This window comes from Cellulomonas olei, from assembly GCF_039548315.1.
Taxonomy (GTDB): Bacteria; Actinomycetota; Actinomycetes; order Actinomycetales; family Cellulomonadaceae; genus Cellulomonas.
The window spans coordinates 1-13966 of the sequence record NZ_JBCLVN010000064.1 but is presented as its reverse complement, the minus strand read 5'-3'; the positions used below and the strand labels follow the sequence as shown (position 1 = coordinate 13966).

10 protein-coding genes are annotated in these 13966 nt (G+C 77.3%); 4 read left to right on the top strand and 6 right to left on the bottom strand.

Going from position 1 to position 13966, the window contains the following annotated elements; all coding sequences use genetic code 11:
* The first annotated feature begins 30 nt into the window (after positions 1–30).
* Genes AAHH18_RS16065 through AAHH18_RS16050 form a run of 4 tightly spaced genes read left to right on the top strand, consistent with a single transcriptional unit; the run spans position 31 to position 6057 of the window.
* Positions 31–2136 (top strand): glycosyltransferase, encoded by a 2106-nt coding sequence (locus AAHH18_RS16065; protein ID WP_343302305.1) that lies wholly within the window; start codon positions 31–33, stop codon positions 2134–2136.
* Entirely contained in the window at positions 2133–3686 is a 1554-nt protein-coding gene (locus tag AAHH18_RS16060; protein WP_343302304.1) for an O-antigen ligase family protein, read from the top strand. Before AAHH18_RS16065 ends, AAHH18_RS16060 begins: the two co-directional genes overlap by 4 nt.
* Complete coding sequence (locus tag AAHH18_RS16055) at positions 3683–4843, top strand: glycosyltransferase family 4 protein (RefSeq protein ID WP_343302303.1); 1161 nt, start codon at positions 3683–3685, stop codon at positions 4841–4843. Before AAHH18_RS16060 ends, AAHH18_RS16055 begins: the two co-directional genes overlap by 4 nt.
* On the top strand, positions 4840–6057 hold the full coding sequence (locus AAHH18_RS16050) for a glycosyltransferase (protein ID WP_343302302.1): 1218 nt from the start codon (positions 4840–4842) through the stop codon (positions 6055–6057). The genes AAHH18_RS16055 and AAHH18_RS16050 overlap by 4 nt, the downstream gene beginning before the upstream one ends.
* Here the strand turns inward: AAHH18_RS16050 and AAHH18_RS16045 are convergent.
* The 6 genes from AAHH18_RS16045 to AAHH18_RS16020 all read right to left on the bottom strand — a co-directional run bounded on the left by AAHH18_RS16045 (position 6035) and on the right by AAHH18_RS16020 (position 13615).
* Positions 6035–7267 (bottom strand): glycosyltransferase, encoded by a 1233-nt coding sequence (locus AAHH18_RS16045; protein ID WP_343302301.1) that lies wholly within the window; start codon positions 7265–7267, stop codon positions 6035–6037. The two genes, AAHH18_RS16050 and AAHH18_RS16045, sit on opposite strands and share 23 nt — an antisense overlap.
* 50 nt (positions 7268–7317) lie before the next feature.
* On the bottom strand, positions 7318–9171 hold the full coding sequence (locus AAHH18_RS16040) for a hypothetical protein (protein WP_343302300.1): 1854 nt from the start codon (positions 9169–9171) through the stop codon (positions 7318–7320).
* Positions 9168–10337: a glycosyltransferase gene (locus tag AAHH18_RS16035; protein ID WP_283321206.1), complete on the bottom strand. Its 1170-nt coding sequence runs from the start codon at positions 10335–10337 to the stop codon at positions 9168–9170. Before AAHH18_RS16035 ends, AAHH18_RS16040 begins: the two co-directional genes overlap by 4 nt.
* Entirely contained in the window at positions 10324–11886 is a 1563-nt protein-coding gene (locus AAHH18_RS16030; protein ID WP_283321207.1) for a sugar transferase, read from the bottom strand. Before AAHH18_RS16030 ends, AAHH18_RS16035 begins: the two co-directional genes overlap by 14 nt.
* 381 nt (positions 11887–12267) lie before the next feature.
* Positions 12268–12888, bottom strand: coding sequence for an aminoacyl-tRNA hydrolase (pth, locus tag AAHH18_RS16025; RefSeq protein WP_283321208.1), 621 nt, complete (start codon positions 12886–12888; stop codon positions 12268–12270).
* 133 nt (positions 12889–13021) lie between these two features.
* Positions 13022–13615: a 50S ribosomal protein L25/general stress protein Ctc gene (locus tag AAHH18_RS16020; RefSeq protein WP_283321209.1), complete on the bottom strand. Its 594-nt coding sequence runs from the start codon at positions 13613–13615 to the stop codon at positions 13022–13024.
* Positions 13616–13966 lie beyond the last annotated feature (351 nt).

The window sequence follows — 13966 nt, the reverse complement described above, 5'->3', positions numbered from 1 at the left end:
TTTGTTCCGGTGACCGGCACGATGGTCACCATGCGCGTCCTGCGGATCTCCCACAGCGCCGTCGTCACGGCGTGGCGCGGTCGCGAGACCGCCCTGCGCGCCCGCGGCCTCGAGGTCCGCACGCTCTCGGCCCGCCGCTGGGAGGAGGGCGGCCGGGACGTCGACCTGGACCCGCAGCCCGGCGAGGACGTCGTCGGCGTCCGCACCGTCGGCCGGCACCCGAACGTCTTCCTCTACGACCCGCGGCCGATCTGGCGCGCCCTCGGCGAGCGGTGGGACGTCCTCGACATCCACGAGGAGCCCGCCGCCCTCGCGACGGCGGAGCTGCTGCTGCTGCGCGCGCTGCGGCGGTCCCGGGTCCCCTACGTCCTGTACTCCGCGCAGAACATCGCCAAGCGCTACCCACCGCCGTTCCGGTGGTGGGAGCGCCGGGCCCTGCGCCACGCCGGCGCCGTCAGCGTCTGCAACACCGAGGCCGGCGACGTGCTGCGCGCCAAGGGGCTGACCGCCCCCGCGCACGTCATCGGGCTCGGCGTCGAGCAGACCGGCCCGGCGCCCACGGACGCCGGCGTAGCCGGTGCGGCTGCCCCCGCTCGCACCGGCTACGTCGGCCGCCTCCTCGCGCCGCACAAGGGCCTCGACGTGCTGCTCGACGCCGCCGAGGCCGACCCCGGCCTGCACGTCGCCATCGCCGGCGCCGGCCCGCACGAGGCCGCCCTGCGGCGCCGGGCGTCCTCCCCCGCCCTCGCCGGGCGCGTCACGTTCCACGGGCACCTCGCCGGGGCGGAGCTCGCCGCGTTCTACCGCGGCATCGGCGTGCTCGCCGTGCCGTCCGTCGCCGCGCCCGGCTGGCTGGAGCAGTTCGGCCGGGTCGCCGTCGAGGCGATGGCCGCCGGGGTCCCCGTCGTGGCGTCCGACTCGGGCGCGCTGCGCGACGTCGTCGGCGGGGCGGGCGTGCTCGTCCCGCCCGGCGACGCCCCCGCCCTCGCCGGTGCCCTGCGCGCGGTGCTCGACGACCCCGAGCACGCCGCGCGGCTGCGCGAGGCCGGGCTGCGGCGGGCCGCGGAGTACACGTGGGACGCGATCGCCGAGCGGTACGAGGCCCTGTACCGCGGGCTGCTGCCCGCCGGGTCCGCCGCGGACGTCGGGGCCACCGGCGCGGAGCCCGGCACCGACCGGGGCGTCGAGGTGGTCGTCGTCGCGTACGGCGCGGCCGACCTCCTGCGGCGCGCCCTCGCCCCCGTCGCCGGCGTGCTGCCCGTGACCGTGGTCGACAACTCCGGGGACCCCGACGTCCGCGCCGTGGCCGAGGCGGCCGGCGCGCGCTACCTCGACCCCGGCGCCAACCTCGGGTTCGGGGCCGCCGTCAACCACGCGCTCGCGCACCGGCTGCGGCCCGGCGCGGACGTGCTGCTGCTCAACCCGGACGCGCGCGTGGACCCGGACGGGATCGCCGCGCTGCACGAGCGGCTGCGCGCCGAGCCCGACCTGGCCGCGGTCGGCCCCGCGCAGGTCGACGAGGACGGGGAGCCCGCCCGCGTCCGGTGGCCGTTCCCCACCCCCCGCGCCGCCTGGCGGCAGGCGGCGGGCCTCGGGCTCGGCCCGGACCGCGGGGACGGCTTCGTGATCGGCTCCGTGCTGCTGCTGCGCGCCGAGGCGCTCGCCCGGGTCGGAGGGTTCGACGAGTCGTACTTCCTGTACTCCGAGGAGACCGACTGGCAGCGCCGGGCGCACGACGCCGGGTGGCGGTCGGCGGTCGTCCCGGAGGTCGTCGCGCAGCACGCCGGCGGCGGGACCAGCTCCGACCCGGCCCGCCGGGAGACGCACTTCCACGCCGGCCAGGAGCGCTACCTGCGCCGGCACCACGGCGCCACCGGGTGGGCGTCCGCCCGCGCGGCCGTGGCCCTCGGGGCCGTGCCCCGCGCGCTGCTCCCCGGGGACCGCGGCCGCGCCGCCCGGCTGCGGCTGCGGCTCTACCTGGGCGGGCCGGTGCGCGCCGAGCAGGCGCTGGGCGACCTGCGCGCGCCGCGCGGCACCGGGACCGCCGGGGCCGCCGCGCCCGTCCCGCCCGCTGCGCCGGGTCCCGGCGCGCGCCCCCTGCCCGAGTCCGTCGACGAGCGGGAGCCCGCCGCATGACCACGACCACGCCACCCGCCCCGCCCGGTCCCCCGGCGGCGTCCGGCTCGGCGCCCGGCTCCGCGCTCGCCTCCGCGCTCGCCCCCGGGGTCGAGCCGCACGGCGCTCCGCCGCCGCCGGGCGTGCTCGAGCGCGTCCCCGGCGCCGGGGTGACGCGCCGGGTGGCGCTCGCCGCGGGGCTCGCCGCCCTGGGCGTCGTGCTGGTGCTGCTCACGTCCGTGCAGCCCTGGCTCACGCTCGGCGCCGGCGTGCTCGTCCTGGTGGTCGGCCTCACCCTGCGGGAGCCGCTGGCGATCCCGGTGCTCGGCATGCCGTTCCTGCTGCTGGTGAACCGGGTGGGCGGGGCCCTGTCCCTGTCGGACCTCGTCCTGTTCGCGGGGTTCTGGCCGGCGCTGCTGTTCGCCCGCCGACCCCTGACCGGCGCGATGCGCGGCGTGCTGTGGGCGACCGCGTTCTACCAGGCCACCGTCCTGTTCACCGTCATCGCGAACCCCTACGTGGCGAACGCCGTCGAGTGGCTGCACTCCTGGCTGCTGGTCGGGGGCGCCCTGCTGGTCGGCTGGGCGATCGGCGCCGCCGGGCACGCCCGGCTCGCGCTCGGGCTCTACGTGGCCGGGGCCGTCGTGGTGACGCTCGCCGCGCTGACGCAGTTCGTGGTGAACCTCGCGCACGGCAGCACCGCGCCGGTGTACCTCAACGAGCCGTTCCTCATGCACAAGAACTACATCGGGTGCGTGCTGGCCTTCGCGGCGATCGTCGTCTACGCCCGCCCGCGGTGGCTGCGGTGGAACGACCTCGTGTGCCTCGCCCTGTTCGTGCTGTTCGTCGCGGGCATCCTCGTCGCGCAGTCCCGCCAGGCGCTGATCGGGCTCGCCGTCGCCGTGGCCGTCGTGGCCCTGCGCCCCGACCCCCACCGGCACCGCTCGAAGGTCGTGCTGCTCGCGGTCGCGGGCGGAGCCCTCGTGGTCGGCACCCTCGTGCAGGACCAGCTCGAGTCCGGCGACCAGTACAACTCGGCCTACCAGCGCCTGATCTGGTTCCGGCAGTCGCTGCTGATCTGGGAGCAGTACCCCTGGTTCGGCGCCGGCCTGCGCTGGTGGTACACCGACCGGTTCGACGAGAAGTTCCAGCCGCCGAACGCCGAGTTCGAGATGCTGTCGTCGGGCGGCATCGTCGGCCTCGTCGGGTTCCTCGTCATGTTCCTGGCGATCCTCGTCATCCTGTGGCGGGTCGACTCCCGCTACGGCACCCTCGCGTTCGTCCTGGTGCTCATGCGCCTCGTGCAGGGCCAGTTCGACCTGTTCTGGGTCGCCGCGCAGGTGTCCATCCCGTTCGTGATCGCCGGCATCTGCCTCGGGGCGCAGGCGCACGCCGCCCGGTCCGGCGCCGGGGAGGACGGGCTGCCGCCCCGGGTGGCGCCACCACCGCCCGAGCGGCGCGGACCGGGCAGCGCGGACAGCGAGGAGGGCCGCCGCGCCCGGCACGCCCGCCCCGAGCGGCCCCAGCGGCGCCGCCTGCCCCTGCCGATCGGCCACCGGGAGCACTCGTGACCACCGACGTCGTGCACGTCGTGTGCACCGACGCCTTCGCGGGTGTCGAGCGCTACGTGACCACCCTCGCCCGCACGCAGGACGCCCGCGGCCTGCGCGTGCACGTCCTCGGCGGTGCGGCGGACCGGATGCCCGCCGAGCTGGCCGGCTCCGGCGTCCGGTGGGCGCCCGCGCCGACGCCCCTGCGCGCCGCGGCCGCCCTGCGGCGGGTCGACACCCGCCTGGTGCACGCGCACATGACCGCCGCCGAGCTCGCGGCGGTCGTCGCGGGCCGCGCCCCCGTCGTCGCCACGCGGCACTTCGCGGACCGCCGGGGATCCTCCGCGGCCGGGCGCCTCGTGGCCCGCGTCGTCGGGCCGCGGATCGCGGCGCAGGTCGCGATCAGCCGGTTCGTGGCCGACCGCGTGGACGGCGCGTCGACCGTGGTGCACCCCGGCGTGCCGTCCGTGCCGCGGGTGGACGGCGAGGTGGCGCCCGCCCGCCGCCCCGTCGTGCTCATGGCGCAGCGGCTCGAGGCGGAGAAGCGGACGGACCTCGGCCTGCGCGTGTGGGCGGCCAGCGGGCTCGCCGACGCCGGCTGGGAGCTGCTCGTGGCGGGGTCCGGGGCCGAGCGGCCCGCGCTGGAGCGCCTGGCCGCCGAGCTCGGGGTCGCGGCGACCACGCGGTTCCTCGGCGCGCGGTCCGACGTCGACGCGCTGCTCACGACCGCGGGGATCTTCCTCGCCCCCCGGCCCGACGAGCCCTACGGCCTGTCGGTGGTCGAGGCCATGGCGCACGGGACCCCGGTCGTCGCGGGGCGCGGCGGCGGGCACGACGAGACCGTGGGGTCCGCGGACGGGGCGGTGCTCGTGCCCGCCGACGACGTCCCCGCGGCGGGTGCCGCGCTCGCCCGGCTCGCCCGCGACCCGGAGCGCCGCGCCGCCTACGGCGAGGAGCTCCGGGCGGTGCAGCAGCGGCACTTCGACCTCGGCACGCACGCCGACGGCGTCGCCGCGGTGTACGCGGCGGTGCTGGGCGGGGAGAGCGGGACGCGGCCGGTCGCGGGCGGGGCGCCGGGGGCCGCCGGACCCGCCGGACCCGCCGGGGCCCCGACGGCGGGTGCCGCGGCGACCGGAGTGTCCGACGTGCCCGGTCTGCCCGGGGCGGTGCGCCGGTGACCGCCGCGACCCACGCCTCCGTGCGGCGCTCCGCGGCCCCGGACGACCGCCGCGACCTCGTCGTGGTGTCCCTGGAGCCGTGGGACGAGGTGTGGCGCCGCAACCAGCACCTCGTCGCGGGGCTCCTGGCCGACGACCCGGGGCTGCGCGTGCTGTTCGTCGAGCCGCCCGTCGACCACCTGCACGACCTGCGCCGCGGTGCCCAGCCCACCCTCGGCCGCCCGGTGCGGCGGCTCGGCCCGCAGGACGGCGCCCCCGCCGGCCGGGCGTGGGCGTACCGGCCGACCAAGTGGCTGCCGCGCCGTCTCGACGCGGGCGGTGACGACCGGCGGGCCCGGGCGGTCGCCCGCGTGGCCCGGCGGCTCGGCATGGCGGACCCGGTGCTGTGGGTGAACGACCCGGGCGGTGCCGCCGTGCTGCGCGCCACCGGCTGGCGGGCGCTGTACGACGTCACCGACGACTGGCTGCGCGCCGTCCGCGAGCCCGCCGAGCACGAGCGCCTCGAGGCCGCCGAGCGGGTGCTCATGGAGCGCTGCGCGGAGGTCGTCGTCTGCTCCCCCGCGCTCGTGCGCGCGAAGGGCGCCGACCGCCCCGTGACGCTGCTGACCAACGCCGTCGACGTGGACGCCTACCGCACGCCCGCGCCCCGCCCGGCCGACCTGCCGGACGGCCCGTACGCGGTGTACGTCGGGACCCTGCACCCCGACCGGCTCGACGTGGACGCGTGCCTGCGGCTCGCGACGCACCTGCGGGCGACCGGCTCCCGGCTCGTGCTGGTCGGGCCGCCGCTGCTGGACCCGCTCGACCTGACGCGGCTCGAGGCCGCGGGCGCCGTGCTGCTCGGCGCCCGCCCGGCCGCGCTGGTCCCCGCGTACCTGCAGCACGCCGGTGCGCTCGTCGTGCCCCACGTCGTCGACGACTTCACCGACTCGCTGGACCCGATCAAGCTGTACGAGTACCTGGCGGTGGGCCGCCCGATCGTGGCGACGCCCGTCGCCGGGTTCCGCGACCAGCCGCCGGACCGCGTGACCACGGCGTCGCCGCAGCACCTGCCCGACGTCGTCGCCCGCGTGCTCGCGGACGCCGACGCGACCGGGGCCGACGCCACCGGGCCCCGGTTCCCGCTGCGGCCGCCGGCCGACGCCGACGTGCCGCGCTGGTCCGACCGGGTCCGGGAGATGGCGGAGGTGCTCAGCCGCGTCCGCGCCGGCTGACCCGCTCCCACACCGTGGTCAGCCGGTCGGCCGTGCGCTCGACGGCGAACTCCGCCTGCACGTCCTTCCACGCCCGGTCCGCCCGCGCGGCGGCCTCCTGCGGGCGCTCCAGCACGCGCGCGACGGCCGCGGCCAGCGCCGCCGGGTCACGCGGCGGGACCAGCAGGCAGCGCTCCGTGCCGTCGGCCGCCACGGCGAGCTCGTCGACGCCGCCGCCGGCGGTCGCGACCACGGGCACGCCGCGGGCCATCCCCTCGGCGACGACCTGCCCGAACGGCTCGGGCACCGGCGACGCGTGCACCAGCACGGACAGCCCGTCCACCTCGGCGACCGGGTCCGCGACCCAGCCCGTCCACTCCAGCCGTCCGTCCAGCCCGCGCCGGGCGGCCAGCTCGCGCACCTGCGCCTCGTAGGCCGCCTCGGCGAACAGGGACGCGCCCACCACCCGGAACCGGGCCGCGGGGAACCGCTCGGCCAGCAGGGTGCACGCCTCGACGAACTCGCGCTGGCCCTTGGTCGGGCTGATCCGCCCCACCAGGCCGACGACCGGGACCTCCGGGACCGGCCGCGCCGCGGGGTCCGCCGCGACCTGCTCCGGCGCGAGACCGGGGTACGCGAGCGTCCAGCCCCGACGCAGCGGCAGCAGGGTCGCGGCGGTCGCGTGCGAGTTGACCACGACGTGCCGGGGCCCGCGGCGCGCGACCGCCCGCAGCACCCGGGCGAGCCCGCCCGGCAGGTAGTCGTCCGCGATCCGGTCGTGCACGTGCCAGACGAGCGGCCGCCGGGCGAGCGCCGCGGCCGGCAGACCGAGCAGGTCCGCCTTGAGCGACGTCGTGTGGACCACGTCCGCGTCCAGCTCCCGCAGCAGGCGGCCGAGCCGGGCCACGAACGGCGCGGTCGCGACCGCGGACCGCGCCGCCCCGAGCACCGAGCGCCCCGCCGTCGCGCGGTCGGTGCGGGCGACGGCCGGGTCCAGCGGCAGCACCCGCACCGCCACGCCCGCCTCGCGCAGGCGCTCGCGCAGCGGACCGTCGGAGAACAGCACGACCGTCACCGCGACCCGGGCAGGGTCCAGCGCCCGGCACGTGCGCAGCAGCGCGAGCTCGGCGCCGCCCAGCTCCGCGGTGTGGTCCAGCACGACCACCCGCACCGGGGCGTGCGGCGCGCCCGGTGCGCCCGGCCCGTGCGGCACGTGCGGCTCGTGCGGCACGTGCGGCTCGCCTAGCGCGGCGGCGTCACGCGGCGCACCGCGTCCGGTGGTCACGTCGTCTCGGCGGCGACCGGCGCGCGGTCCTCCCGGGCGCGGTCCTCGGAGTCCTCCTGCTCCTGCGCCGGCTCGCCCGGCGCCCGGCCGCCGCGGCCCGACGCGGGGGTCGGGACCCGGCCCTCGCGCGCCGTGCCGTCGCCGGCGGCCTCCTGCTCGCCCTCCGGCTCGGCGTCGTCCGCCGGCGCCGGCCCGTCGTCGCCCTCGGAGCGCGCGGCGTCACCGCGCCCGGCGGCGGGCGCGTCCGCCCCGGCCACGGTCGCACCGGGCGCCGGGGCGGCGTCGCCGTCGTCCTCGGTCTCCACCGCCGCACCGGTGTAGGCGTACGTCGCCTCGTAGGCCACGTGCCGGCGCTCGCCCGCGCCGTCGAGCGCGAGGCCCAGCAGCGCGGCGTTCGCGGCGCGCAGGCGCTCGGCCGACTCCTCGACGGCCGCCGCGGCGGTGTGGCCGATCGTCACGGCCAGCAGCACGCCGTCCGCGTACGACCCGAGGATCGTGGCGTCGGCCGCGACCAGCATCGGCGGCGCGTCGATGATGACGACGTCCGCGGTGCGCCGCAGCTGCTCGACCAGCGCGCGCACCTCGTCGCTCGCCAGGTAGTCCGCCGGGTCGAGCTCCGTCTGGAGCGCCGGGTGCACGGACAGGTGCGGGATCGCGGTCGGCACCGCCGCGGTGCGGTTGCGGGCGCCGCCGCGTCCGGCCGGGGCGGGGGCGTCCGCGGACGCCGGCAGCAGCGCGTTGAGCCGCGGCTGGCGCAGGTCGCCGGAGAGCACCACGACGCTCCGGCCGGACAGGGCCCAGGAGGCCGCGAGGTTGGCCGCCACGAACGAGCGGGGCGTCTCGACGTCCGACGCGGTGACCACGATCACCGCGCTGCCGGAGTCGTTCTCCACAGCCGCCTGGAGCGCCGTGCGGAGCTCGCGGACGGACCGGGTGTACGCCGTGGCCTCGCGGCGGGCCACCGGGAGCGTGCCCTCCGCCTCGTACGACTTGAGCGCCGCGCCCGTGCCGGACAGGCGGGCGAGCACCGGAGCACCCGCCGAGCGGCGCGCGGCGCCCGTCGTGCGGATCTTGGTGTCCAGGCCGCGCCGCACCACCGCGAGGCCGATGCCGACCAGCAGGCCCGCCAGGCCGGCGACGGCGTAGACCAGCATCGGCGGGAGGCTGACCAGCGTGCCGTGCACCGCGTTCTGGAGGATCGCGGCCGGCGAGGCCAGCAGCTGGGCCTGCGTGAGCTGCGACGACAGCGTCTGGTACTGCTCCATCGTCGTGGAGTACTGCGCCTCGAGCAGGCCCTCGACCGGGTCCACCTGGGCGTCGGGGTTCGCGTTCGCGGCCGCCGCGGCTGCCGCGCGCCGGGACTCCGTGATGGCCTGCTGCTGCTCGTCGATGCTCGTGGCGAGCGCGTCGAGGCGCTTCTGCATCGCCGCGACGTCGTCGTCGAACTGCGCCTGCAGCGCCGCGACGTACGCCGTGGCGACCGCGTTCGCGGCGTCGACCGTGTCCTGCTGGTCCAGGCCCGTCTCGGTCACGACGACGTTGGAGGGGCTCTCGAGCGCGTACTCGGCCGACGTCCGGGCCGCGAGGTCGTCCGCGAGCCCGGGGTCGCCCAGGGCGGTCGCCGCGGTCGTGGTGACGGCGTCCCCGGTCACCAGCGCGGGGTCGCTCTCCAGCCGGATGCCGGCGTCCGCCAGCGTCTCGGTCCCGACGATCTGCACCGTCGCCTCCGCCGCGTACTCCGGCTCCTGCCGGTCGACGTAGAGCCAGGCGCCGGCGAGCGCCGCCAGGACGGACACCAGCACCAGCCACTTGCCGAACCAGACTGTCCGGAACATGTCCTGCAGGGTCATCGGGGGCGCCTTTCGGTCGGGACGGTCTCGAGGCGGGGCCGGGGGCCGGCGGCGTGCGCGAGCTCCTCGCGGGCGATCGCGTGCAGCCGCTCGACGAACCGCCCTGCGGCGAACTCGTCGGCGTGCGCCGTCAGCACCCGGGGGTCCCAGGTGCGGGCCAGCGCGCGCCCGGCGGCCTCGGCCACCAGGTCGGGGTCCGGGGCGTCGAAGAACTCCCCGGTGATGCCGTCACGGACGGTGTCGAGGTAGCCGCCGTCGCGCAGGACGACGGACGGACGGCCGAAGGCGGCGGCCTCCAGCGGGGACAGGCCGTAGTCCTCGTAGGACGCGGCGACGAGGGCGGCGCAGTGCCGGTACAGCCAGCGCAGGCGGGCGTCGTCCACCCGCCCGACGAGCCTCACCCGGGGCAGGTCGCGCACCCGCTGGGCGAGCGCCGCCCGCTCGGGGCCGTCGCCGACCACCACGAGGCGGGTGCCCGGCATCCGGCGCACCGCCTCCACGACGACGTCCACGTTCTTGTAGGGCAGCAGCCGCGCGACGCACAGCAGGAACCCGGGCTCGACGCCGTCGGGCGCGGTCTCCTCGCCGGCGGGCAGCATGGCGGGCGGCGGGGGGAGGATCTCGGCCTCGATCCCGTACGCCTCCCGGATCGCCCGGGCGGTGACGGTCGAGTTCGCGAGGTAGCGGTCGGCGGTCCCCGCGGCCCGGCGGTCCCAGCGCCGCAGGCCGGGGGCGAGCAGCCCGAGCGCCCGGGCGGCGAGCCACCGCTGGGCGCCGCCGGCGGGGCCCAGGTACCGGTCCGTCTGGTAGAGCCAGCGCGCGGGCGCGTGGCAGTACACGACCTTGCGGCCCGGTGTCGGGAACCCGTGGGCCCAGCCGGTCGACGACGCGAGGACGACGTCCGCCTCGATCGGCGTCGCCCGGACCGCCGGCGCCAGCAGCGGCAGGGCCAGCCGGTGGTGGCGCCGCAGCAGCCCGACGCGGTCCAGCGGGCTGGTGCGGACGTCCAGCGGCGCGAACTCCGGGAACGTGCCGTCGGGGTGGTAGAGCGTCGTGTACAGCGGCGCGTCCGGGAACGCCTGCGCCATCACCAGCGCGACGCGCTCCGCACCGCCGCGCTGCGTGGCGTAGTCGTGCGCCAGCGCGACGCGCTCACCGCCCGCCATGCCCGCTCACGACGACGTAGAAGGTGCGCCACAGGATCATGAGGTCGAAGGCGATCGACCAGTTCTCGACGTAGCGCAGGTCGAGCTTCACGGCCTCCTCCCACGCCAGGTCCGCGCGGCCGCTGATCTGCCACAGGCCGGTGAGCCCGGGCTTGACCAGCAGGCGGCGGCGCGCCGACTCGCGGTACTGGGCGACCTCGAACGGCAGCGGCGGGCGGGGCCCGACCAGCGCCATGTCGCCCTTGACCACGTTGAACAGCTGCGGCAGCTCGTCCAGGGAGTGCTTGCGCAGGAAGTGCCCGATGCGGGTGATGCGCGGGTCGCGGTCCATCTTGAACAGCGGGCCGTCGGCCTGGTTCGCCGCGCGCAGCTCCGCGAGCCGCTCCTCGGCGTCCACCACCATGCTGCGGAACTTCAGCATGGAGAACTCGCGGCCCTCCTTGCCGACCCGCGTCTGGCGGAACAGCACCGGACCCGGGCTCGTCACCTTCACCGCGACGGCGATGACGGCCAGGACCGGCAGCAGCGCGAGCAGCGCCCCGGCCGAGAACGCGGTGTCGAACACGCGCTTGGCGATGATGCGGGACCGGCGCGACTCGGCGGCGTTCACGTGGATCAGCGAGAGGCCCGCCGTGGGCTCGAGGGTGACGCGCGGCCCGAACACCTCGACGATGCCCGGCGCGACGACCAGCTCGGTGCGGGTGCGCTGCAGCGCCCAGGACAGCCGGCGCAGCGCCTGCCCGGACAGCTCGGACCCGGTGACGATGACGACGTCGAACTCCCCGTCCACCGCCACCTGCACGACGTCGGAGACCGACCCGAGCACCGGCACCCCGAGGGGCGGCAGCGGCCCGTCGAACGACGGCACGCACACCCCGGCGATGTGGTACCCGTACTGCGGCAGCCCGCGCAGGTCGTCCACGACCTGGGTGATCGACGAGGCGTCCCCCACCACCAGCGTGCGGCGCATCGACTCCCCGGCGGCGCGGCGGCGGTGCAGCGCGCGGCGGGCGACGTGCCGGGCGGTGATGAGCACCAGCACCACGAGGGGCAGCGCGAAGAACACGATCGTGCGGGGCACGTCGACGTCCAGGCCGACCGCGAGCAGCGCGAGGCTCGCCGCGCTCAGCACGCCGCCGCGGATCACCGCCTCGAACTCCAGGTGGCCGTCGCCGATCACCTGGCGGTCGTAGCCGCGCTCGACGGCGACCATCGCGATGAACAGCACGCCGATCATGAGGCCCCAGGACAGCTGGAGCAGCGACACCCCGTGCATGAGGAACAGCAGCAGCGTCGGGATGCAGGTGGCGAGCACCACGTCCCGGGCCAGGGTCTCGACCTGGTAGGTCGCGTGCTGGCTGCGCCACCCGGACGGGGCGGCGGTGCCGAGGGGCTCGTGGAACGGCCGCTCGGAGGCCCAGGAGAGCCGTGGTCCGCGGGCGGCGCGCCGGCGTTCGGCGGCGTCGTGCTCCGTCGAGGGTCCGGCCTCCGGCGCCGCGACGGCGCGCTCGGCGGAGCGCGACACGTCGTGATCGTCGAGCAGGCTCATGTCAGGGTCCCCCCGGGCGGCGTTGGTGTGACTTGAGGCTATATCAGCGGGTTTGTCCCGGTCCGCCCTATCTGTCCGTTTTCACCCCTTTCGCACCCGTATGGGCGATCCGCCTCGCGCTGACCTGCGACGACACCCGCGCTGGACGCGCTCCCACCCCTGGCGTCACCCGGATGCCGCACCCCACGCCCCCGGCCTGCGACAACACCCTCCCGCGCCGACCTCCGGCTCTCCGCCGACCAGCCGCCCCGCCGCCCCACCGCACCCCGGACGCACCCCGGACGCACCGCGAGGTCGTCACCCCGGGCCGAGGTCGTCACGTCGGCGTGACGACCTCGGCCCGAGGTGACGACCTCGAGCGGACTGCTGCGCGCGACCCGGTCAGCGGGTGCGGGTGTGGAACCGGAGCTGCGCGCGCTCCAGGCCCTCCGTGACCACCAGCTCGACGGCGTCCGCGGCGTCGTCGAGCAGGAGCGGCAGCTCCTTCTGCTCCGGCTTCGCGAAGTCGCGCAGCACGAAGTCCGCCGCGTCCATCCGCCCCGGCGGCCGGCCGATGCCGACCCGCACCCGCAGGTAGTCCTTCGTCCCGAGCGCCTTCGACGTGTCCCGCAGGCCGTTGTGGCCGCCCTCGCCGCCGCCCAGCTTCAGCTTGATCTCGCCGAACGGGATGTCGAGCTCGTCGTGCACCAGCACCACCCGGTCCGGCGGCACGTCGTAGTACCGCGCGAGCGCGGCGACCGGCCCGCCCGAGGTGTTCATGAACGTGGTCGGCTTCGCCAGGACGGCCCGCGGACCGGGCGCTCCCCCGGGCAGCGTGCCGATGCGCACCTCCGCCGTCGCCGCCTGCGGGCGCCGGGACAGCACGCCGCCCTTCGACCCGAACGACGCGCCCGCGCGCCGCGCCAGCTCGTCGAGCACCATCTGCCCGACGTTGTGCCGGTTGCCGGCGTACTGCGGACCCGGGTTCCCGAGGCCGACCACCAGCCAGCGCCCCTCGCTCATCGCGACGCCACTCCCTCTCGTCGTCACGGGCACCCGCGGGTGCCCCGCATGCCGGACGCCCGGCACCGTCGCACGGTACCGGGCGTCCCCAGCGTGGTCGGCGCGCTCCCCGCACGGGGGCGCGCCGGGCGGATCACTCCGCGGCGGCCTCGGCGGCCTCGGCCTCGTCCGCGGCGCGGTCCTCGGCGGAGACGGTCGGGACGGTGACGGTCACGATGACCTGCTCGGCGTCGCCCTCGAGCACGGAGCCCGCCGGGAGGGCCAGCTCGCCGGCGGTCAGCGCGGTGCCGGCCTCGAGCCCCTCGATGGAGACCTCGACGTGCTCCGGCAGGTGCGTGGCCTCGGCCTCGAGGGTCAGCGTCTGGGTCTCGACGATGTGGATCGTGCCGGGGGCCGACTCGCCCACGACCGTGACCGGGACCTCGACCGTGACCTTCTCGCCGCGGCGGACGATCAGCAGGTCGACGTGCTCGATGACGTTCTTGACCGGGTCGCGCTGCACGTCCTTGGCGAGCGCCAGCGTGGCCTTGCCCTCGAGCTCGATCTCGAACAGGGCGTTCGCCTGCTTGACGGCGAGCATGGTCTCGTGACCCGGCAGCGCGACGTGCACCGGCTCGGTGCCGTGCCCGTAGAGGACGGCGGGGATCTGGTGGGCACGGCGCAGGCGGCGCGCGGCGCCCTTGCCGAACTCGGTACGGGTGGTGGCGACGAGCTTGACCTCGGACACGGTGACTCCCAAGAAGCAGAGGATGACGGGCGAGACGGTGTGGTGGCCTCGACGCGGGACGCTGGACGGGCACGCGGAGGCGGACCACCCAGTCGATCACGGAGATCGGTGGTCTCGATCCGACGCGGTCCGCGCGGCCGTGTCCGCGGCACCCGGGGGGTGCGGGACGCGCCGTCCGCCGGACCGCCGACGGGTCGTGGAGCGACCGTCCGACGTCCCTCGCCGAGGCAACCCCCCGATCCTACCCGCGTCCCACCCTGCGGGACGAATCCGCCCCCACGGACCGCGCGCCCCGCGCCCCGCACGCACCCGGGTCCGCTCCCGCGCCCGCGCACGCGCCGCGCCCTCCGC

Excerpts from the sequence above, each read along its gene's own strand:
- pth (WP_283321208.1), bottom strand. The coding sequence starts at position 12,888 with ATGAGCGAGGGGCGCTGGCTGGTGGTCGGCCTCGGGAACCCGGGTCCG.
- AAHH18_RS16035 (WP_283321206.1), bottom strand. The coding sequence starts at position 10,337 with ATGGCGGGCGGTGAGCGCGTCGCGCTGGCGCACGACTACGCCACGCAG.
- AAHH18_RS16030 (WP_283321207.1), bottom strand. The coding sequence starts at position 11,886 with ATGAGCCTGCTCGACGATCACGACGTGTCGCGCTCCGCCGAGCGCGCC.
- AAHH18_RS16040 (WP_343302300.1), bottom strand. The coding sequence starts at position 9,171 with ATGACCCTGCAGGACATGTTCCGGACAGTCTGGTTCGGCAAGTGGCTG.
- AAHH18_RS16065 (WP_343302305.1), top strand. The coding sequence starts at position 31 with ATGCGCGTCCTGCGGATCTCCCACAGCGCCGTCGTCACGGCGTGGCGC.
- AAHH18_RS16060 (WP_343302304.1), top strand. The coding sequence starts at position 2,133 with ATGACCACGACCACGCCACCCGCCCCGCCCGGTCCCCCGGCGGCGTCC.